The organism is Paraburkholderia lycopersici (genome assembly GCF_900096975.1).
Lineage (GTDB): Bacteria > Pseudomonadota > Gammaproteobacteria > Burkholderiales > Burkholderiaceae > Paraburkholderia > Paraburkholderia lycopersici.
Map to the genome: position 1 here is coordinate 45,382 of NZ_FMYQ01000003.1, position 21,138 is coordinate 66,519.

Below are 21,138 nucleotides of genomic sequence, written 5' to 3' on the forward strand. Positions count from 1 at the left end.
CGGCGCAGCACATCGACGCCGCTTAGCCGATCCACTTGCGCGCGTTCTGGAACGCGCGCATCCACGGGCTCGCCTCGCCCCAGGCCTCGGGGTGCCAGCTCATCGTCACCGTGCGCTGCACGCGCTCGGTGTGCGGCATCAGCACGGTGAAGCGCCCGTCGGGCGTCGTGACCGACGTGATGCCTTGCGGCGAGCCGTTCGGGTTGAACGGATAGGCCTCGGTGGCCTGACCGCGATGGTCGACGTAGCGCATCGCCACGGCCACCTTCGAGATGTCGCCCTGCTGCGAGAAGTCCGCGTAGCCTTCGCCGTGCGCGACCGCCACCGGAATGCGCGAGCCTTCCATGCCGCTGAAGAAGATCGACGGCGAGCGCTGCACTTCCACCAGCGAGAAGCGCGCTTCGAACTGCTCCGACTTGTTGCGCGTGAACTTCGGCCATGCTTCGGCGCCCGGGATCATCGAGGCGAGGCTCGAGAGCATCTGGCAGCCGTTGCAGATGCCGAGCGCAAACGTGTCCTCGCGGGTGAAGAACGCCGCGAACATGTCGGCGAGCTTCGCGTTGAAGCGGATCGTCTTCGCCCAGCCTTCGCCGGCGCCGAGCACGTCGCCGTACGAGAAACCGCCGCAGGCCACCGCGCCCGCGAAGTCGGCGAGCGTGGCGCGGCCTTCGAGCAGGTCGCTCATGTGGACGTCGTGCGCGTCGAAGCCCGCGCGATCGAATGCATATGCCGTTTCGAGGTGCGAGTTCACGCCCTGCTCGCGCAGGATCGCCACGCGCGGACGCGCGCCCCTGGCCACGAACGGCGCGGCGATGTCCTCGGCGGGGTCGAACGTGAGATGCGGCTGCATGCCGGGATCGGCGGCGTCGAGAAGCGCGTCGTATTCGGAGTCGGCGCACGCGGGATTGTCGCGCAGGCGCGCGATGCGCCAGCTCACTTCGCTCCACACGCGTTGGAGTTCGGCGCGCGGCGCTTCGTAGATGCGCTTGGCGTCGCGGTAAATTTCGATCGAGTCGCGCGTGTTCAGCGTGCCGATCACGTCCGAACACACCGAAAGACCGTGCGTGCGCAGCACCGCCATCACGGCGTCGCGCTGCTGTGCGGGCACCTGGATCACGGCGCCGAGCTCTTCGGAAAACAGCGCGCGCAGCGTGCGGTCGTCGCGGCGGCCGCTCGTCTGCTTCGCCCAGTCCTTTGCGTCGCCGTAGTCGGATTCATGCCCGGCGTCGAGCGTGAGCATGTCCACGTTCAGCGACACGCCCGTATGACCCGCGAAGGCCATTTCACAGACCGTCGCCCACAGGCCGCCGTCCGAGCGGTCGTGGTAGGCGAGCAGTTGCCCGTTTGCATTGAGCTGCTGGATGGCCGCGAAGAACTGCTTGAGGTCGTCCGCATTGTCCACGTCGGGCACGGCGTCGCCCACCTGCTGCGTGACCTGCGCGAAGATGCTGCCGCCCATGCGGTTCTTGCCGCGGCCCAGATCGATCGCGATCAGCACCGACTCGCCCGCTTCGTCGGCGCGGCGCAGTTGCGGCGTGAGGTGGCGGCGCACGTCGTCGACCGGCGCGAACGCCGAGATGACGAGCGAAACCGGCGCAACCACTTCCTTCGCCACGCCTTGCTCGTTCCACTTCGTGCGCATCGACAGCGAATCCTTGCCCACCGGAATGCCGATGCCGAGCGCCGGGCACAACTCCATGCCGATCGCCTTCACAGTGTCGTAGAGCGCGGCGTCTTCGCCCGGCGCGCCGCACGCGGCCATCCAGTTCGCCGAAAGCTTGAGCTTGTCGAGCGACCGGATGGGCGCGCTCGCGATGTTGGTGATCGCCTCGCCCACGGCCATGCGGCCCGATGCGGGCGCGTCGATCACCGCGAGCGGCGTGCGCTCGGCCATCGTCATCGCTTCGCCCTTGTAGCCGGCGTAGTCGAGCGCGGTGATCGCGCAGTCGGCCACGGGCACCTGCCACGGGCCGACCATCTGGTCGCGCACGGTCGTGCCGCCCACCGAACGGTCGCCGATGGTGATGAGGAACGACTTGCTGCCGACGGTCGGATGGCGCAGCACGCTCTTCGCGACTTCGTCGAGCGAAATGCCCGTGACTTCGACCGGCGCAAGCGGCGCGCTCGCGTGCTCGACGTTGCGGTGCATGCGCGGCGGCTTGCCGAGCAGGATGTCCATCGGCATGTCGACGGGCTGGTGGCCGCCGCTGGCCGCGAGCGCCTGCTCGTCGGTGTCGACGAGCTTCAGGTCGCGCGCTTCGGTCGCGACGCCCACGACGGCGAACGGACAACGCTCGCGCTCGCAGATCGCCTCGAATTCGGCCAGATCGGCGGGCGCGATCGCGAGAACGTAACGCTCCTGCGATTCGTTCGACCAGATTTCGCGTGGCGAAAGGCCCGACTCTTCGAGCTGCACGTTGCGCAGTTCGAAGCGCGCGCCCTTGTCGGCGCCGTCCACGAGTTCGGGGAACGCGTTCGAGAGACCGCCCGCGCCCACGTCGTGAATGCTCAGAATCGGGTTGCGCTCGCCGAGTTGCCAGCACGAGTTGATGACTTCCTGCGCGCGGCGCTCGATTTCCGGGTTGCCGCGCTGCACCGAATCGAAGTCGAGTTCGGCGGTATTCGTGCCCGTCGCCATCGAGCTGGCCGCGCCGCCGCCCATGCCGATGCGCATGCCCGGACCGCCGATCTGGATCAGCAGCGTGCCGGCCGGCAAGTCGTGCTTGTGCGTATGCTGCGCGCTGATGTTGCCGAGGCCGCCCGCGATCATGATCGGCTTGTGATAGCCGCGCACGGTGCCCGCGACGTTCTGCTCGTAAGCGCGGAAGTAGCCGCCGAGGTTCGGGCGGCCGAATTCGTTGTTGAACGCGGCGCCGCCGAGCGGGCCGTCGATCATGATCTGCAGCGGCGAGGCGATGCGGTCCGGGCGGCCGTAGGCGCCCTGCGTGTCGGCGGGATTGCGCAGCGAGAGCGGCGTGGCCGCGTCGCGGGCGTCTTCCCACGCTTCGCGCGCGCCGGGCAGGTCGAGGTTCGAGACCGTGAAGCCCGTGAGCCCCGCCTTCGGACGCGCGCCGCGACCCGTCGCGCCTTCGTCGCGAATTTCGCCGCCCGAGCCCGTGGCCGCGCCGGCAAACGGCGAGATCGCCGTGGGGTGATTGTGCGTCTCCACCTTCATCAGCGTGTGCGTGAGTTCGGTGTGGCGGCCATAGCGCTCGCCCGGCGTGCCGGCCGCATTGGCCTTGCGCGGGAACCAGCGCTCCGCGACGGCGCCCTCCATGATCGACGAGTTGTCCGAGTAAGCGACGATCGTGCCTTGCGGGCTCATCTTCTCGGTGTTGCGGATCATCGCGAAGAGCGACATATCCTGGTCCTTGCCGTCGATCGTCCAGCTCGCGTTGAAGATCTTGTGGCGGCAGTGCTCGCTGTTGGCCTGCGCGAACATCATCAGCTCGACGTCGGTCGGGTTGCGCCCGAGCTTCCCGAAGTTATCGACAAGGTAGTCGATTTCGTCGTCGGCGAGCGCGAGGCCCAGCTCGCCGTTCGCGGTCTCCAGCGCCGCGCGGCCGTTGCCGAGCACATCGACGGTCTGCATCGGCCTGGCCGGCAGTTCGTCGAACAGATGCAGCGCCGCGTCGCGCGAGGGCGCCACGCTTTCCGTCATGCGATCGTGCAGCGCCGCGGCCACGGCCGCGTGCGCCTCGTTCGACAGCGTCTTCTTGCCGCCGAGCAGGCCCGGCTTGAGCACCACGGTGTACTCGACGCCGCGTTCGATGCGGCGCACCTGATCGAGGCCGCAATGGTGCGCGATGTCCGTGGCCTTGCTCGCCCACGGCGACACCGTGCCGAAGCGCGGCACGACGAGAAACGTGACCGCGCCGCCGCGCTCCTGCGGGGCCGCGAACGGCGCACCGTAGTGCATCAGCGCTTCGATCTTCGCGCTGTCGTCAGCGGAGAGCGGCGTGGCCGAATTGACGAAATGCAGATACTGGCCGTGCACGCCGACGATGTTGGCGTCGATACGCTGGAGCGTTTCGAGCAGGCGGGTCTGACGAAAGTCGGAAAGGGCCGAAGCACCGGGGAAACACGAGAAGTGGGCCATGGACTGGGGCGTTGCGTCGAGGTTGCGTCGCGGCTTCGCCTCGCGCGAAACACGTCGCAAGGTGGCGATGCGTCGCGCGCGGGGATGGCGACGGTCAGGCGAAGGAAGACCGCGATTATAACCCGGAAGGCCTGTCCTGACCGCCCGTCGGCCGTGCCGCCGGAGGGGTTTGCGCGTGCGCTTCGCGCCGTTTCGCGACGCTACCGGCCGGCGATACGGCATGCGCTCCATGCGCGGCGCCGCCTTCGCGCGCCGTGTTCCCGATATGCTGGTCGCATCGGCAAGCCTTCCGGCCTCCGTTCTAGACGCATGCCCCCGGCGGTGCTCGCCGCTACGCGCAGCACGCGTCCACCCGGTCCCGCGCATGGCGACGCGGGCGCTTTCGCTGCTATGATTGCGCGTTTCGTCTGATCGGCGCGCCCTGGCATGGCTTCGGCGCGCCGCACGCCCCACCCACGGCTCGGCGCCCTCGCCCGACGGCGCGCCGCCTGCCTGCAGATCGTATCGTCATGGATGTCATCGTCATCGGCGGCGGAATCGCCGGCATCGCCACCGCCTGGCAGCTGCGCGCGGCCGGGCATCGCGTCTGCGTGATCGAGCGCCACGCCACGGTTGCCCAAGGCGCAACCTACGGCCATAGCGGCATTGCGCTGCCCACGCCGCTCGACGTCTGGTTCGGCCCCACCTTCCTGCGCAACGGCCGGCAATCCTCGGGCGGCGTGATCTGCAAGACGGGCTGGCGCGGCGCGGCGCACAGCTTCGTCAAGCGCCTTGCCGCGCTGCACGGCTCCGAGGCGTTCGCCGGCCGCTATGCGCTGCTGCGCCCGCTCATCGACTCGGCGCACGCGGCGCTCGCCGACATCGACGCGCGCTTCCAGCTCGACTACGAGCAGCGCGACGGCCTGCTCTATCTCGTGCGCGGCAACGACGAATGGTCGCTCACGCAGCCGGCGCTCGAGTTGCTGCGCCGCTTCGAGACGCCGCACCACGCGCTTTCGCCCGCCGAATGCGTGGCGTTCGACCATGCCATCCCCGCCGATCCGCCGTTCGCGGGCGGCGTGCGGTTCGAGAGCGGGCGCGTGGCGAACTGCCCGCTCTTCGTGAAGCTGCTCAAGCAGGTGCTCGACGCCCAGGGTGGCGTGCAGTTCGAAACGAGCCGCGAAGTGAGCGCGATCCGCCTGGAAGACCGCCGCGCGGCCGTGGAACTCGCGCCGCCCGCCCACGAGACAGGCCGCTCGCGCGATGTCGAGGTGATTTCGGGCGACGCCGTGGTGGTCGCCGCGGGCGCGCAAACGCCGCGTCTTCTCGCGCCGTTCGGCATCAAGCCGCCGTTCTATCCGCTGCGCATGCATACCCTCAATTCGCCGGTGGCGCATGAGGAATGCGTGCCGCACGCGACGATCGTCGACGCCGGCAAGCGTATCGCCATCACGCGCATGAATCACCGGCTGCGCATTTCGGGCGCTGCTGTGTTGCTGCGCGCAAAGGAAGTCGACGAGGCGCTGCCCGAGACGCTCACCGAGGACGCCCTGGCGCTGCTCGGCGAAGCTTCGCGCGACTGGGCGCCGGGCGCCGCGCGCATCTCGGCGGCACTCGCGTGGGAAGGCGTGAAGCTGCTCTCCGCCGACGGTTTGCCCGCGGCCGGCAACGTGGGCCATCCGCGCCTCTTCGTCAACGCGGGGCACGGGCCGGCCGGATGGGCGCTCTCGCTCGGCTCGGCGCGCCTGATCGCCCAGCAGATCTCGAATGAGACGCCCAGTCTCCCGGCCGATACCGTCAAGGCGCTCTGGCCGGGCCGCGATTGAGCGGCTCACGCGAGTAACGCCGCCAACGCACAGGGCGACGCCGTGGCCGCCGCGCCCGTGCGTCGCGCTCATGGGGCGTGCCGCTCGGGCGCTTGCTCGGGTATCGTTGCGGTGTCGCCCGCCTCCCATGACCGCTTCGCCATGACGCACACCCCGCTCTCCGCCGCCGCCGCTCAGCCGGCGCTCATCGACCCGCACGACCGCGCGGTCCCGCTCTTTACCGTCGAGCAGTTGCGAGCCGCCGAAGTCGCGGCTCAGGCAGCGCTGCCCGCGCACGCGCTGATGGCGCGCGCGGGGGCCGCCGCCGCGCACTTCCTGCGCGAGCGGCTCGCCCACGCGCCCTCGCCCGCGAGCAGCAAGCCCGTCTGGCTCGCCGCCGGGCCCGGCAACAACGGCGGCGATGCGCTCGTCGTCGCCACGGAGCTGCATCGCGCGGGCGTGGCGGTGGAGGTCTGCATGCCGGTCGAAGTCAAGCCCGACGACGCGCGCTGGGCGCTCGCGCAGGCACGGGCGGCCGGCGTGCCGATCGCGGGGTCCGCGCCCGCGTCGTTCGACGCCTACGGCTGGCTCGTCGACGGGATGTTCGGCATCGGCCTCGCGCGCGGGCTCGAAGGCGTATTCGCCGAGCTTGCCGAGCGGCTTTGCGCGCGCGCGCAAAGCCATGGCCACGTGCTCGCGCTCGACGTGCCGAGCGGCCTCGACAGCGACACGGGCAACGTGGTCGCCGACGGCCCGGCCGTGCGCGCGACCCACACCGTGACTTTCATCGCCGCGAAGCCGGGGCTCTACACGGGCGTCGGGCGCGACTACGCGGGGAGCGTCGCCGTCGCGCCGATCGGCATCGACACCGAAGCCGCGCCCGGCGCCGTGCGCCTGAACGCGCCCGCGCTCTTCGCCGCCGCGATGCCCGCGCGCGACTTCGCGACCCACAAGGGCACGTTCGGCACGCTCGCGGTCGTGGGCGGCGACACGGGCATGTGCGGCGCGCCGATTCTCGCGGCGCGCGCGGCGCTCCTCACCGGCGCCGGCAAGGTGCACGTCGGTTTTCTGGGCAGCGATGCGCCCCCCTACGACGCGCCTCACCCCGAACTCATGCTGCATGCCGCGGCCAGGCTGGCGCTCGGCGCGATGGACGCCGTCGCGGCGGGCTGCGGCATGGGCAGCAGCGCGTCGGCGCGCCAGCTCGTGGACGCCATCCTGCGCCTCCGGGCCCTGGTTCTGCTCGACGCCGACGCGCTCAACCTCGTCGCGCGCGACGGGGCGCTCGCGGCGCACGTCGCGCAGTCCGCTGCCGCGCGCGGCACGCCTTGCGTGCTCACGCCGCATCCGCTCGAAGCCGCGCGCCTGCACGGCTGCGACACCGCCGCCGTGCAGCGGGACCGTCTCGCAGCGGCGCGCGCGCTGGCCGCACGCTATGCGGCCGTCGTCGTGCTCAAGGGCAGCGGCACCGTGATCGCCGCCCCGGACGGCCGCGTCGCCATCAATCCCACCGGCAATGCGGGCCTCGCAACGGGCGGCACCGGCGACGTCCTCGGCGGCATGATCGGCGCGCTTCTCGCGCAACGCCTGCCGGCTTATGAGGCAGCGCTGGCCGGCACCTACCTGCACGGCCTCGCCGCCGATACACTGTGCGCGCAAGGCGACGGCCCCGCCGGCCTGACGGCGGGCGAACTCGCGCCGATGGTCCGCAAGCTCGTGAACCGGCTCTTTTACGCGCCAGGCTACGACGCCTGATACACGAAGACACGAAGACGCGAACGCCACCTCCGCACGCTCGTTCGTGCGGCACGCGGCTTGCTGTCCGGCGCGGTTTGACGCGTTCCCGCGCGCATTCCGAGGGCCAGCGACACAACGCTGCGCGGCGACACGCCGGCCCGCTATACTGATCCTCCGTGCACCGTCTCCCACCGGAGGCGGCCCGTGCTTCCCCGCGGCGCGCGAAGCGCGCGTTCAGCCAGACCGGCGAACCGCGCCTGCCGCCCTCCATTCGTGATCCCTCGCTAGACGAACATGACGAATCCCCTCCCCGCCTGGTCCGCGCTACGGACGCACTACGAACAGATCCGCGACGAGAAGCTCCGCGACTGGTTCGCCCCCGCCAACGACCCCGCACCGACGCGCGCCGAGCGCTTCACGTACGCGGGCGGCGGTCTCGCCGCCGACTTCTCGAAGAACCGCATCACCGACGCCACGCTCAAACTGCTCGTGCAACTCGCGCACGAGGCCGGCGTCGAAGCGCGCCGCGACGCCATGTTCAAGGGCGAAGTCGTCAATCCGACCGAGGGCCGCGCGGCGCTGCACACCGCCTTGCGCGCCACCGAAGCCAACGCGCCGTTCCATGCGCAGATCCTCGCCGAGCGCGCGAAGATGGCGAAATTCGCCGACGCCGTGCGCAGCGGCGCATGGACCGGTTACACGGGCAAACGCATCCGCCACGTCGTGAACATCGGCATCGGCGGCTCGGACCTCGGCCCGAAGATGGTCGTGCACGCGCTCCAGCACCTCGAACTGCCGGAGATCACGTCGCACTTCGTCTCGAACGTCGACGGCGCGGACCTGTGGCGCACGATCGAAAACATCGATCCCGAAGAAACGCTCGCGATCATCGTTTCGAAGACCTTCACGACGCTCGAAACCATGACCAACGCGCGCTCGATGCGCGACTGGTTCGTCAAGCACGGCTGCCCCGAAAACGCATTGGCGAAGCACTTCGTGGGCGTCTCGGCCAATCCGGCCGAGGTCGTGAAGTTCGGCATCGCGAAAGAGAACGTGTTCGAAATGTGGGACTGGGTGGGCGGCCGCTATTCGCTGTGGTCGGCGGTGGGTCTCTCGATCATGATCGCCATCGGGCCGCAGCAGTTCGACGAACTGCTCGCCGGCGCGCACGACATGGACAAGCACTTCCGCGAAGCGCCGCTCGAGAAGAACCTGCCAGTGCTGCTCGGCATGATCGGCATCTGGTACCGCAACTTCTTCGGTTCGCAAAGCTATCTCGTTGCGCCGTACTCCGAAGCATTGCACTACTTGCCCTCCTATCTCCAGCAGCTCGAAATGGAGAGCAACGGCAAGTCCGCGCGCCTCGACGGCACGTTCGCCGATTACGCGACCTCCGCGATCACCTGGGGCGAGCCCGGCACGAACGGCCAGCACGCGTTCTTCCAGATGCTGCATCAGGGCACGACGATCGTGCCGATCGACTTCATCGCCGTGCTCACGCCCGAGCATCCGCTCGCCGATCATCACCCGAAGCTGCTAGCGAACTGTTTCGCGCAAAGCGAGGCGCTCATGCTCGGCCGCACCGAGGAAGAAGCGCGCAAGATCGCGGGCCCGGACAAGCCCGAACTCGTGCCGCACATCATGTTCCCCGGCAATCGCCCGACCACGACGCTGCTCGTCGAGGCGCTCACGGCACGCTCGCTCGGCGCGCTCATCGCGCTTTACGAACACAAGGTGCTCGTGCAGGCGTCGGTGTGGGACATCAATCCGTTCGACCAGTGGGGCGTAGAACTCGGCAAGGTTCTCGGCAAGGTGGTCGAAGCCGATCTGAACGCGGCGAGCGCCGACGTGAAGGCACATGATTCGTCGACGGCCGCGCTGATCGCGCGCGCGCGCGCGGCACTCAAGCGCTGACTCGCGGCGATCCGGCATACGCGCATGCGCCGCGCATGGGTCGGGCGCTAGCGCCCGGCTTCGACGTTGCTCGGATCGCGCGAAGCAGCCGCGCCGTGCGGCGCGTTGGCCACGCGGCGCCCTGCCTCGATCGTGACGATGGTGTCGCAACGTTGCGCAAGATCGATGTCGTGGGTGACGAGCACGAGCGTCGCACCGTTCGCGCGATTGAGTTCGAACATCAGGTCGATCACGGCGTGGCCCGTGGCGGCGTCGAGGCTGCCCGTGGGTTCGTCGGCGAAGAGGACGGCGGGACGTGTGACGAAGGCGCGCGCGAGCGCCACGCGCTGCTGCTCGCCGCCCGAGAGCAGTTTCGGATAGTGGCCGGTGCGCTCGGCGAGACCCACGCGTTCGAGCAGCGTACGCGCGCGCGCGAAAGCATCACGCGTCGACATGCCGCCCTGCAGTTCGAGCGGCAGTGCGACGTTCTCCAAAGCGGTGAGATGCGGCATCAACTGGAACGACTGGAACACGAAACCCACCGACCCATTGCGCAGGGCCGCGCGCTGGTCCTCGGCCATGCCGGTGAGTTCGTGCCCGAGCAGCCGCACCGAGCCTTCGCTCGCGCTGTCGAGTCCGGCCAGCAGCCCGAGCAGCGTCGATTTGCCGGAGCCCGAGGCGCCGACGATCGCCACGCTGCTGCCCGCCGGCACCGTGAGGTCGATACCGTCGAGAATCGTCAACTCGCCGGTGGCGTCGGTGACCCGCTTGCACAAACCCCGCACTTCAATGACTGGATCGCTATTCATTCGCACATGATGACGCACAGGTTAGCCGTGAACCCAAAACGCGCCGCGCGGCGCTCCGTCGTTGCCCGCGCCTTGAACAGCTTCAGCGCGCTCGCCTCCATCGCTCTCTTCGCCGCCGGCCTGCTCGGCCTGAGCGGCAGCGCGTCTGCCGCCGCGCCCGTTCAGGCGGCCAACGCGGCGGCGAATCCTGCCGCCATGGCAATGCCCACCGTCGTCGTGCTCGGCGACAGCCTGTCGGCCGAATACGGCCTGCCGCGCGATACGGGATGGGTCGCCTTGCTGCGCCAGCGGCTCGCCAGCGAGCGGATCGATTATAGCGTCGCGAATGCGAGCATCAGCGGGGACACGACGAGCGGCGGCCTCGCGCGCCTGCCGCTCGTCCTGCAGCGCATCAAGCCGTCGATCGTGATCGTCGAACTGGGCGCGAACGACGCGCTGCGCGGCGTGCCGCTCGCCACCACGGAAAGCAATCTTCGCGCCATCGTCGCGCAGATCCGCAAAGGCAACGCGAAACCCGTGCTGGTGGGCATGTACGTGCCGCCCAATTACGGACCCGACTACACTCGGAACTTCCATGCTATCTACGCAACGCTTGCGAAGGAACTGGATGTGCCGCTCGTTCCCTTCTTGCTGGCCGGTCTCGCCGACAAACCCGAGCTCTTCCAGGCCGATCAGATCCACCCGACCCGGCAGGCACAGCCTTTGCTCCTCGACAACGTGTGGCCGACGCTCAAGCCGCTGCTCGGCGGCGGCGCGCGGCACTGAGGTGGCAACCGGACGCCCCGTCCCCAGGCTTCGCCCGCCGTGTTCCGAAACGCTTCGGACCGCGTGGCAACGGGCAACGGCGCCTGGAACCCGCCACCGTTTGCGTCAGAGCGGCGAGCCGACAGGGCTCGCCGTCTGAATCCGACCGACCCTGACTGGAGGGAAGAAGCGTGAAATATTTACCTCTCATTGTCGTCACGGCAGCCTTGGCTGCCTGCGCCAATCAGCCGATGCCGAGCGGGACGCAATCCGTCGGTACGAGCCAGCAACCGCCTGCTGCCGTCGCGCAATGTATCGCGCAGAAGTGGGCCGACAAGTCGCAGCAGCAAGTCGTCTCGCAGTCCGTGCTGGCGAACGGCCAGGCGGTCGACGTCTACGTGCCTGGCCAGCAGCCGCCTAACGGCGCTGCGGCAACCATACGCCCGGCGTGGAGCGCCAGTGCGAAGACGTGGGTCGGCTTCCGCGCCGGCGGCGGTGCGGGCGGCGACGCCACCAGCGACATCAGCGCCTGCCTCTGATGTCGCGCTCGCGCAGAATGCAAAAAGCCCCGCCTTAGCGGGGCTTTTTTGTGTCGGCTTCGAAGGCCGGCACGCTGATGCTCTCTACGCCGTTTACTGGCCGCCGTCGCTCGCCTGGCCGGAAGGACCGAGCGAGCCGTAAAGCTTGACCTTCGAGCGATCACGCAGCGAATCGAGATAAGCCTGGACCTGCGACTGGCCGCCCACCTGGGCAAGCTGCTGCTGCGCGGCGGCCAGACGCGGGCCGTCCGCGGCCGGGCCGTTGGTCACGCTGTTCACGCGGTAGATCGCGTAGCCTTCCTTGCCGAGGTCCACGCCCACGTAGGCGGGCAACTTTTGCGCGTCGGCCTTGAAAACCGCCGACAGCGCGCTGGGCGGCAGACCTTGGGCATCGTTGCGCGACACCTTGAGCGCCGACGAGAAGCCATCGGTCGACTTCGACTTCTGCAATTCCGCGAGCTTTGCCTCGCCGTCCTTGCGCGCCATGTCGGCCGCCTGCTGCGCGACCACCTTCTGACGCACGGCGTCCTTCACCGCCGCGAAAGCGGGTACGGCGGCCGGTTGATAGTTCGTCACGTGCGCCGAGATCAGCGTGTTGTTGCCGACGTCGATTGCCTGGGTGTTGTTGTGCTGGTTCACCGAGTCGCCCGCGAACACGGCGTCAAGGAACTTCTGATTGTTCAGCGGGCTGTCCGGCGGCAGCGAAGCATTGGGCTTCGGCGTGACCGTGGCCGTCTGGATAGCGAGCTTGTACTTGTCGGCGGCCGGCTGAAGGCTCCTGGCCTGTTCGTAGACCGTCGAGGTGAAACCCTCGCTCGCATCGGCAAGCAGTTTCGCGGCCTGCTGGGCCTTCACCTCGTTCGCGATCTGCGCCTTCACGTCGTCGAACGGCTTCGTGGCAGCGGGTTTCACGTCCGTGACTTTCACGATGTGGTAGCCGAAGTCCGACTGGATCACATCGCTGATCTCGTCCTTCTTGAGCTTGAACACGGCGGCGTCGAACGCCTGGCCGCCCGCGATCATGCCCGGGCCGAAGTAGCCGAGGTCGCCGCCCTTCGACGCCGAGCCCGGATCCTGCGATTCCTTCTGCGCGATCTGCGCGAACTGGTCGGGATGCGCCTTCACTTCGGCGAGGATCGCCTCGGCCTTTTGCTTCGCCGCGTTGCGGTCGGCGGCGCTCGCATCCTTGGGCGCCGTGATCAGGATATGGCTCGCGCGAACCTCTTCCTGCGTGCGGTAGTGCGCGATGTTGTCGTCGTAGTACTTCTTGAGGTCGGCGTCGGTCGGTTGCACGTTCGCGGCCACGGTGCCCGCCGAGAGCACGACATACTGGATCTGCGCCGTGGCCGGCGTGGCGAACTCGTTCTTGTTGGCGTCGTAGTACGCCTGCAGTTGCGCGTCGGTCGGCTGAACCTTGGCCGCGTAGTCGCCTGCGTGGAAGGCGAGACCCTGAACGTCGCGCTGCTGCTCAGAGAGCCCGGTCAGCTGTTGCGCGAGCGCCTTCGGCGTGAACGCGCTGCTGATGATCGACGCCGGCAGTTGCTGCATGGCGAGGCTATAGCGCACGCGCTCGTCATACTGCTCGGGCGTCATGCCCTGCATGGCGAGCAGTTGCTTGTACTGGTCGAGATTGATCGTGCCGTCGGGATTCTTGAGCGAGGCGATCACCGGATCGGCGAGCAGCGCGCGGCGCACGGCATCGTCCGACGCGGTGAGATGCAGGCGCTGCGTCTCATCTACGAGCACGCGCTGCTGAATCAGTCCGTCGAGAATGTCCTTGCGATGCTGGGGCGTATCGAAGAGGCTCGCGTCGAACTGTGCACCCATGACCTGGCGGGCCTGGTCGAGTTGCTGGCGCGCGGCGTTGTCGTATTCGACACGCGTGATCTTGTATCCGTTGACGCTCGCGACGTTTGCGCTTTCATCGAAAAAGCCGCGAAAACCTTGAATCCCGACGAAGCCCAGCCCTGGCAGGATGACCAGGAGCAGCATGAACATCATCAGGCGTTTGTGATTGCGGAAAAAGTCGAGCATGCGTGACCAGACGTTGAGGGCGCCAAAAAATGGAACGCCCGATATTACAACAGCGGCCAACAAAAAAGGCGAACCGGAGTTCGCCTTCTTGTCGAGATATCCTTGGCGGAGCGGACGGGACTCGAACCCGCGACCCCCGGCGTGACAGGCCGGTATTCTAACCAACTGAACTACCGCTCCGTGCGGGTTTTTTGTGCTTTTGCGCGCCATCAATATTTCGCGCACTGCGCGAGGCACCGGAAACGAAGCTGTGGTGGGTGCTGAGAGGCTCGAACTCCCGACCTACGCCTTGTAAGGGCGCCGCTCTACCAACTGAGCTAAGCACCCAGCTTCATGCTTTCCTGCACTGCGACTTCTGCTGCGCCACCTCAACAGGTAGCGAGCCCGCTAGTTTAGCTCATCCTTGAGCGCTTTACCAGGCCTAAATTTGGGCACCTTTGCCGCCTTGATCTTGATCACATCGCCGGTCCGCGGATTGCGGCCCGTGCGCGCCGTGCGCTTGCCGACGGCAAATGTGCCGAAGCCGACGAGCGTCACCGAGCCACCTTTCTTGAGCGTCCCTTTGACGCCGCCGATCACGGCGTCCAATGCGCGCCCCGCAGCCGCTTTTGAAATGTCGGCTTGTTGCGCGATGTGGTCGATCAATTCCGTTTTATTCATTCCAGCCCCCGAGAATGTGTTTGGGCAATCGTAAGAAAGAAGTTCAACTTATCGGAAAGACGGCCCCGGCAGAGCGCGGGGTTCGCCCATTTAACGGGGCCGAAAGGGCCGTGTCAAGCGGGGTTGCGCCCGATTGGGCACGCGATTCGAGGGATTCCTCGAACAGGCCTGAAAAGAAGAAAACGCGACCGTTGTCATCACGATGTCAATGATCATGGCACGCGTAAAAAAACCCGCGGACCATGCCGCGGGTTTTTGGGGGTTCAACGCGCCGTGCCCGTGGCACGGCCTACGCGCAGGCTTAGTGCTTGACCACTTCGGTTGCGCCGGCATCCTTCGCTTCGGCCACGGGCGCCTTGGCGTCCTCGGCCTTCACCTCTTCTTCCGGCAGCGCCTGCGGCACACGTTCGAGCGCGAGTTCGAGCACCTTGTCGATCCAGCGGACCGGCACGATTTCGATCGCGTTCTTCACGTTGTCCGGGATCTCAGAGAGATCCTTGACGTTCTCTTCCGGGATCAGCACGAGCTTGATGCCGCCGCGATGCGCCGCGAGCAGTTTCTCCTTCAGCCCGCCGATCGGCAGCACTTCGCCGCGCAGCGTGATCTCGCCCGTCATCGCCACGTCGGCGCGCACCGGAATGCCCGTGAGCACGGACACCAGCGCGGTCGTCATCGCGATGCCGGCGGACGGGCCGTCCTTCGGCGTCGCGCCTTCCGGCACGTGGATGTGGATGTCCTGCTTCTCGAACGCCTCGTCCTTGATGCCGAGACGACGCGAACGCGAACGCACCACCGAGCGTGCCGCTTCGACCGATTCCTTCATGACGTCGCCGAGCGAACCCGTGCGGATCACGTTGCCCTTGCCGGGCATGACCGCCGCTTCGATCGTCAGCAGGTCGCCGCCCACTTCCGTCCACGCGAGGCCCGTGACCTGGCCGATCTGGTTTTCCTTCGCGGCCAGACCGAAATCGTACTTGCGCACGCCGAGGAACGTGTCGAGATTGCCGCTATCCACCGTGACGGCCTTGTCGGCCTTCTTCAGCAGCAGCATCTTCACGACCTTGCGGCAGATCTTCGACACTTCGCGCTCGAGCGAACGCACGCCCGCTTCACGCGTGTAGTAACGAATGATGTCGCGGATCGCGCCTTCGGCCACCTCGATCTCGCCGGCCTTCAGGCCGTTGTTCTTCTTCTGCTTGGGCAGAAGATAACGCTGCGCGATGCTGACCTTCTCGTCTTCCGTGTAGCCCGACAGGCGGATGACTTCCATCCGGTCGAGCAGCGGCGGCGGGATGTTCAGCGAGTTCGACGTGGCGACGAACATCACATCGGAGAGGTCGAAATCGACTTCGATGTAGTGATCGGCGAACGTGTGGTTCTGTTCCGGATCGAGCACTTCGAGCAGCGCCGACGACGGATCGCCGCGAAAATCCATGCCCATCTTGTCGACTTCGTCGAGCAGGAAGAGCGGATTGCGCACGCCGACCTTCGCGAGGCTCTGCAGGATCTTGCCCGGCATCGACCCGATGTACGTGCGACGGTGGCCGCGAATCTCGGCCTCGTCACGCACGCCGCCGAGCGCCATGCGCACGAACTTGCGGTTCGTTGCACGCGCAATCGACTGTCCCAGCGAGGTCTTGCCGACGCCGGGAGGCCCGACGAGGCACAGGATCGGCGCCTTCACCTTGTCCACGCGCTGTTGCACCGCGAGATACTCGAGAATGCGTTCCTTCACCTTTTCGAGACCGTAGTGGTCTTCGTCGAGCACGGTTTCGGCGTTCGAGAGGTCGTTGTTGACCTTGCTCTTCTTGCGCCACGGCAGGCCGATCAGCGTGTCGATGTAGTTGCGCACGACGGTGGCTTCCGCCGACATCGGCGACATCAGCTTGAGCTTCTTGAGCTCGGCGTCGGCCTTCTTCTTGGCTTCCTTCGGCATACGCGCGGCCGTGATGCGCTTCTCGAGTTCTTCGAGATCGGCACCCTCTTCGCCTTCGCCCAGTTCCTTCTGGATCGCCTTGACCTGTTCGTTCAGGTAGTACTCGCGCTGGCTCTTCTCCATCTGGCGCTTCACGCGGCCGCGGATGCGCTTCTCCACCTGGAGAATGTCGATCTCGGCTTCGAGCTGCGCGAGCAGATGTTCCAGACGCTCCACGACCGGGAACATCTCGAGGATGTGCTGCTTCTGGTCGAGCTTGAGCGGCAGGTGCGCGGCGATGGTGTCGGCAAGACGACCGGCCTCGTCGATACCCGACAGCGAGGTCAGGATCTCCGGCGGAATCTTCTTGTTGAGCTTCACGTACTGGTCGAACTGCGAGACGATCGCGCGGCGCAGCGCCTCGGTTTCGGCGCTGTCGGCGTGATCGGGCTCGAGCGGCATCACCTCGCACGAAAACTGCGTTTCCTGCTCTTCGATCGAGAGCGTTTTCGCGCGCTGCAGGCCCTCGACGAGCACCTTCACGGTGCCGTCGGGCAGCTTGAGCATCTGCAGGATGTTGGCGACACACCCTACTTCATACATGTCTTTTTCGGTCGGCTCATCCTTCGCGGCGGTCTTCTGGGCGACGAGCATGATGTGCTTGCCGCCTTCCATTGCCGCTTCGAGGGCCTTGATCGATTTCGGTCGGCCCACGAAAAGGGGAATCACCATATGCGGGAAAACTACGACGTCTCGCAGCGGCAGCAGCGGGAGCGTGGTGCGTTCCGGCGGGAGGAGTTGGGTTCCTGACATTTCATTTCCCCATGAGTGGAATCAATTGTTCGGTAATTGAGGCCTGAGATACCGATTGCAAGCCTCGCGCGTGTGGGAAAAGTTCAGTGACTCCAAAATAGTGCGCCATCGACCACAAGATAAACGAAAAAGCCGTTCATCCCATTGTATGAACGGCCTTTTTCCGGAACTCTTTAGCCGATCACCACCATCAGTTCGACCCTGCTACCTTCGGCGCGTCTTCGTAGATCAACAGCGGCTTGCCGTCGCCGTCGATCACGTTGTCGTCGATGATGACCTTGCTCACGCCCTTCATGGCCGGCAACTCATACATCACGTCGAGCAATGCCTGTTCCAGGATCGAGCGCAAACCGCGGGCCCCGGTCTTGCGGCGGATCGCCTTGCGGGCGACGGCCTGCAACGCGGCCGGGCGGATTTCCAGCTCCACGCGCTCCATGTTGAAGAGCTTGTGATACTGTTTGACGAGCGCGTTCTTCGGCTCGACCAGAATCTTCATGAGCGCAGCTTCGTCGAGCTTGCCGAGCGTGGCGACCACGGGCAGACGGCCGATCAGTTCCGGAATCAGACCGAACTTGATCAGATCCTCCGGCTCCGTCTCGCGCAGCACTTCGCCCGCGTCGCGCTCCTGCTTGCTCTTCACGCTCGCACCGAAGCCGATGCCGGTCTTCTCGGTACGGTCGGTGATGACCTTTTCCAGGCCGTCGAACGCGCCGCCGCAGATGAACAGGATATTGGTCGTATCGACCTGGATGAAATCCTGGTTCGGGTGCTTGCGGCCGCCCTGCGGCGGGACCGAGGCCATCGTGCCCTCAATAAGCTTGAGCAGTGCCTGCTGCACACCCTCGCCCGACACGTCGCGCGTGATCGACGGGTTGTCCGACTTGCGGCTGATCTTGTCGATTTCGTCGATATAGACGATGCCGCGCTGAGCTTTGTCGACTTCGTAATTGCAGTTCTGCAGCAGCTTCTGGATGATGTTCTCGACGTCTTCGCCCACGTAGCCGGCTTCGGTCAGCGTGGTGGCATCGGCGATCACGAACGGCACGTTCAGAAGACGCGCGAGCGTCTGCGCGAGCAGCGTTTTGCCCGAGCCCGTGGGCCCGATCAGGAGGATGTTGCTCTTCGAGAGTTCGACGTCGTCCTTCTTGTCGAGATGCTTCAGACGCTTGTAGTGGTTGTACACCGCCACCGCGAGGATTTTCTTCGCGCGCTCTTGCCCGATCACGTACTGGTCGAGAATGTCGCGGATCTCCTGCGGGCTCGGCAGGTCCGAGCGCGACAGCGCCGCGTCGACACCCGCGCCTGCGGCCTCGTCACGAATGATCTCGTTGCACAGATCGATACATTCATCGCAAATGAATACCGACGGGCCCGCAATCAGTTTCTTTACCTCATGCTGGCTTTTGCCGCAAAACGAGCAATACAACAGCTTTTCGCTGTTAGAACCTTTCTTGTCCGCCATGGATAGATGAGCCTCCGGACACTCTGTTACATGATACGCCGTTTCCCCCGGCGAGGCCGGGGGGTGCGTGAACCGCTTGCTGTGACGGCGTTGGGGCCGCAGGCCGCGAAGCGCGTATGCCGATTATTTCACAAGGTCTGCGCGGCGCCGACTATCCCCTTTTGTACGGGGGCCGGGTTGCGCGTATGGGCCGCTCCGGTTCTTTTCGGGGTCGGACGCGCAACGGTCGCTCGCGCGGAATTACGGACGCTTGTGCAGCACCTGGTCGACGAGACCGTACGCCTGGGCGTCGTCGCCCGACATGAAGTTGTCGCGATCGGTGTCGCGCGCAATGCGCTCGACCGGCTGACCGGTATGGTGCGCGAGCAACTGGTTCAGGCGCTCCTTCAGGTACAGGATTTCGCGCGCCTGGATTTCGATATCCGACGCCTGGCCCCGAGCGCCACCGAGCGGCTGGTGAATCATCACGCGCGAATTCGGCAGCGCGAAACGCTTGCCCTTGGCCCCCGACGCCAGCAGGAACGCGCCCATGCTGGCCGCGAGCCCCATGCAAAGGGTCGAAACGTCCGGCTTGATGAACTGCATCGTGTCGTAAATCGCCATGCCGGCCGACACCGAACCGCCCGGGCTGTTGATGTACAGGCTGATGTCCTTGTCCGGGTTTTCGCTTTCGAGGAACAGCAGCTGGGCGACCACGAGGTTCGCCGTCTGGTCGTTCACTTCGCCCACCAGGAACACCACGCGCTCCTTGAGGAGCCGCGAATAGATATCGTAGGAGCGTTCGCCGCGGCCGCTCGTTTCGACGACGATCGGCACGAGCCCGAGCGCCTGCGGGTCGAGGTCCCGCGATGCGTGGGAGGTCAACGTATCCAGCGATTGAGCGCGAATGGTCATGCGGTGCATCCTTGTCTGGAAAAGTTCTTCTGATAAACCCGTATGGAGACGGACCCCGGTCAAATCAACCACACGAACAACATGGCTAAAACCTGCGGATACAAAAACGGCGTGCTGGCCGTCGGTCGCTCCGACAGCCGGCACGCCGTAGCGGGCAGATTTAAGCCTGCGCCGTCGCGCTTGCCAGTTCTTCGAAGCTAACTTGCTTGTCCGTCACCTTGGCCTTGCCGATGACGAAGTCCACGACGTTAGATTCGACGACGTAGGCTTCCATTTCGGCCAGACGCTGCTGGTTGGAATAATACCAGCGCACGACCTCCTTCGGGTCCTCGTAGCTTTTCGCGAATTCGTCGACTTCGGCACGGATCTGCTCCGGCTTCGCCTCGAGGCCGTTGGCCTTCACGAGCTCGGCCAGCACGAGGCCGAGCTTCACACGGCGCTCGGCTTGCTCCTTGAACATTTCGGCCGGAATCGGCGCGTCCTTGGCGTTCGGCACGCCGCGCTGCGCGAGGTCCGCGCGCGCCATTTCGACGAGACGTTGCTGGTCCTGCTCGACGAGTGCGTTCGGCACGTCGAGTTCGGCGATCTTCAGCAGCGCGTCCATGACCTGGTTCTTGACGATGGCCTGCGTGCGGCGCTTCGCCTCGCGCTCGAGGTTTTCCTTGATTTCCGCGCGCATTTTCACGAGATCGCCGTCGGCGATGCCGAGCGACTTCGCGAACTCCGCGTCGATTTCCGGCAGGTGCGGCCATTCGATCTGCTGCATCGTGATCGTGAACTTCGCCGTCTTGCCCGCGACGTCCTTGCCGTGATAGTCCTCCGGGAACGCGAGGTCGAATTCGCGCGATTCGCCCTTCTTCAGGCCGATCGCGGCCTTTTCGAATTCGGGCAGCATGCGGCCTTCGCCCAGCACGAACGCGAAGCCTTCCGCGCTGCCGCCCGGGAATGCGACGTCGTCGATCTTGCCGACGAAATCGACCGTCACGCGGTCGCCTTCCTTCGCTGCGGTGTCGGCGCCGCCGTCACCGTGCTCGCCCGCTTCGCCGCGTGCGTGAAAGTGCACGCGCTGCTTGCGCAGGATATCGAGCGTGCGGTCGATTTCGGCTTCGGTGATGGTGGTCGTCGTGCGCTCGATTTCGGCCGTTGCGACGTCGCCCAGCGTCACTTCCGGGTAGACCTCGAAGGTCGCGTCGAACGCGTAGTCGCCTTCGGCGGCTTCGACCTTCGGGGCGAAGCTCGGCTGGCCGGCGACGCGCAGGTTCTCGGCGCGGCTGATGTCGAAGAATTCCTTGCCGACCTTGTCGCTCAGGACTTCGGCTTCGACCTGGCCCGAATACTGCTGCGTGACCATCTTGAGCGGCACCTTGCCCGGGCGGAAACCCGGCATGCGCACGTTCTTGGCGAGTTTACGGATGCGCGACTCGACTTCTTTCTGCACGGCATCCTTCGGCAGGGAAATCGTCACGCGGCGTTCGAGCTTGCCGAGGTTTTCAACAACGTTAGCCATGGCTTCAATCGTCCTAAAATTGTTCGAGCGAATCAGTAATCTGTAGTCTTTGCGTGCCGCAGCCCGTTGGGGCAGCCCGATGAGCGTTCCGCCAGCGGCTTGCCGCTGGGTCAGCCCGCGCTGGCAATCCTCTGCCGGTGCCTCGGTGCGCCGCTCCACAGCGCCAAAACGGGCGGATTGCGGCGCGGTCCCGTCAAAAGAGCCAAGTATTTTAGCAAACTATTTCGCGGACCCAGTGGAATTGCCTT

The 21,138-nt window shown here is 66.1% G+C and carries 13 protein-coding genes and 2 tRNA genes; 5 read left to right on the plus strand and 10 right to left on the minus strand.

Annotated elements, in window-relative coordinates:
- Positions 1-22: 22 nt before the first annotated feature.
- Positions 23-4,099: a phosphoribosylformylglycinamidine synthase gene (gene purL, locus BLU17_RS04715; RefSeq protein WP_091995264.1), complete on the minus strand. Its 4,077-nt coding sequence runs from the start codon at positions 4,097-4,099 to the stop codon at positions 23-25.
- 509 nt (positions 4,100-4,608) lie between these two features.
- Between purL and BLU17_RS04720 the strand changes: the two genes are divergently transcribed.
- The 3 genes from BLU17_RS04720 to pgi all read left to right on the plus strand — a co-directional run bounded on the left by BLU17_RS04720 (position 4,609) and on the right by pgi (position 9,534).
- Positions 4,609-5,904 carry an FAD-dependent oxidoreductase gene (locus BLU17_RS04720; protein WP_091995267.1) on the plus strand — a complete coding sequence of 432 codons (1,296 nt, stop codon included), beginning with the start codon at positions 4,609-4,611 and terminating at the stop codon, positions 5,902-5,904.
- A 141-nt stretch (positions 5,905-6,045) separates the two neighbouring features.
- Entirely contained in the window at positions 6,046-7,638 is a 1,593-nt protein-coding gene (locus tag BLU17_RS04725) for an NAD(P)H-hydrate dehydratase (protein WP_091995270.1), read from the plus strand.
- A gap of 276 nt (positions 7,639-7,914) precedes the next feature.
- Complete coding sequence (gene pgi, locus BLU17_RS04730; protein WP_091995274.1) at positions 7,915-9,534, plus strand: glucose-6-phosphate isomerase; 1,620 nt, start codon at positions 7,915-7,917, stop codon at positions 9,532-9,534.
- A 47-nt stretch (positions 9,535-9,581) separates the two neighbouring features.
- On the opposite strand, the gene BLU17_RS04735 is transcribed toward pgi, so the two are convergent.
- Positions 9,582-10,322: an ABC transporter ATP-binding protein gene (locus tag BLU17_RS04735; RefSeq protein ID WP_091995278.1), complete on the minus strand. Its 741-nt coding sequence runs from the start codon at positions 10,320-10,322 to the stop codon at positions 9,582-9,584.
- 27 nt (positions 10,323-10,349) lie between these two features.
- Here BLU17_RS04735 and BLU17_RS04740 point away from each other — a divergent pair, with 27 nt between their 5' ends.
- Positions 10,350-11,087 (plus strand): arylesterase, encoded by a 738-nt coding sequence (locus BLU17_RS04740; protein WP_245746726.1) that lies wholly within the window; start codon positions 10,350-10,352, stop codon positions 11,085-11,087.
- Between the two features lie 170 nt (positions 11,088-11,257).
- Entirely contained in the window at positions 11,258-11,605 is a 348-nt protein-coding gene (locus tag BLU17_RS04745) for a hypothetical protein (protein WP_091995280.1), read from the plus strand.
- Between the two features lie 93 nt (positions 11,606-11,698).
- Here the strand turns inward: BLU17_RS04745 and BLU17_RS04750 are convergent, their stop codons facing one another.
- From BLU17_RS04750 to tig, 8 genes are all read right to left on the minus strand, one after another.
- Positions 11,699-13,639 carry a SurA N-terminal domain-containing protein gene (locus tag BLU17_RS04750; protein ID WP_091995283.1) on the minus strand — a complete coding sequence of 647 codons (1,941 nt, stop codon included), beginning with the start codon at positions 13,637-13,639 and terminating at the stop codon, positions 11,699-11,701.
- A 103-nt stretch (positions 13,640-13,742) separates the two neighbouring features.
- Positions 13,743-13,819: transfer RNA gene (locus BLU17_RS04755), tRNA-Asp, on the minus strand.
- A gap of 71 nt (positions 13,820-13,890) precedes the next feature.
- A tRNA-Val gene (locus BLU17_RS04760) sits at positions 13,891-13,966 on the minus strand.
- A 60-nt stretch (positions 13,967-14,026) separates the two neighbouring features.
- Positions 14,027-14,299 (minus strand): HU family DNA-binding protein, encoded by a 273-nt coding sequence (locus BLU17_RS04765; protein ID WP_091995286.1) that lies wholly within the window; start codon positions 14,297-14,299, stop codon positions 14,027-14,029.
- A 301-nt stretch (positions 14,300-14,600) separates the two neighbouring features.
- The gene (lon, locus tag BLU17_RS04770; protein WP_091995289.1) at positions 14,601-17,027 is read right to left on the minus strand and encodes an endopeptidase La; all 2,427 of its coding nucleotides are present in this window, start codon (positions 17,025-17,027) and stop codon (positions 14,601-14,603) included.
- Positions 17,028-17,217: 190 nt separating this feature from the next.
- Positions 17,218-18,489, minus strand: a complete 1,272-nt coding sequence (gene clpX / locus BLU17_RS04775; protein ID WP_091995293.1) for an ATP-dependent Clp protease ATP-binding subunit ClpX — start codon at positions 18,487-18,489, stop codon at positions 17,218-17,220.
- A 240-nt stretch (positions 18,490-18,729) separates the two neighbouring features.
- Entirely contained in the window at positions 18,730-19,383 is a 654-nt protein-coding gene (gene clpP, locus BLU17_RS04780; RefSeq protein WP_028224820.1) for an ATP-dependent Clp endopeptidase proteolytic subunit ClpP, read from the minus strand.
- 160 nt (positions 19,384-19,543) lie between these two features.
- Positions 19,544-20,890: a trigger factor gene (tig, locus tag BLU17_RS04785; RefSeq protein WP_091995296.1), complete on the minus strand. Its 1,347-nt coding sequence runs from the start codon at positions 20,888-20,890 to the stop codon at positions 19,544-19,546.
- Positions 20,891-21,138 lie beyond the last annotated feature (248 nt).

Coding starts and splice junctions, on each gene's coding strand:
- lon (WP_091995289.1), bottom strand. CDS start 17,027: ATGTCAGGAACCCAACTCCTCCCGCCGGAACGCACCACGCTCCCGCTG.
- clpX (WP_091995293.1), bottom strand. CDS start 18,489: ATGGCGGACAAGAAAGGTTCTAACAGCGAAAAGCTGTTGTATTGCTCG.
- purL (WP_091995264.1), bottom strand. CDS start 4,099: ATGGCCCACTTCTCGTGTTTCCCCGGTGCTTCGGCCCTTTCCGACTTT.
- BLU17_RS04720 (WP_091995267.1), top strand. CDS start 4,609: ATGGATGTCATCGTCATCGGCGGCGGAATCGCCGGCATCGCCACCGCC.
- BLU17_RS04765 (WP_091995286.1), bottom strand. CDS start 14,299: ATGAATAAAACGGAATTGATCGACCACATCGCGCAACAAGCCGACATT.
- BLU17_RS04750 (WP_091995283.1), bottom strand. CDS start 13,639: ATGCTCGACTTTTTCCGCAATCACAAACGCCTGATGATGTTCATGCTG.
- BLU17_RS04735 (WP_091995278.1), bottom strand. CDS start 10,322: ATGAATAGCGATCCAGTCATTGAAGTGCGGGGTTTGTGCAAGCGGGTC.
- pgi (WP_091995274.1), top strand. CDS start 7,915: ATGACGAATCCCCTCCCCGCCTGGTCCGCGCTACGGACGCACTACGAA.
- BLU17_RS04725 (WP_091995270.1), top strand. CDS start 6,046: ATGACGCACACCCCGCTCTCCGCCGCCGCCGCTCAGCCGGCGCTCATC.
- clpP (WP_028224820.1), bottom strand. CDS start 19,383: ATGACCATTCGCGCTCAATCGCTGGATACGTTGACCTCCCACGCATCG.
- tig (WP_091995296.1), bottom strand. CDS start 20,890: ATGGCTAACGTTGTTGAAAACCTCGGCAAGCTCGAACGCCGCGTGACG.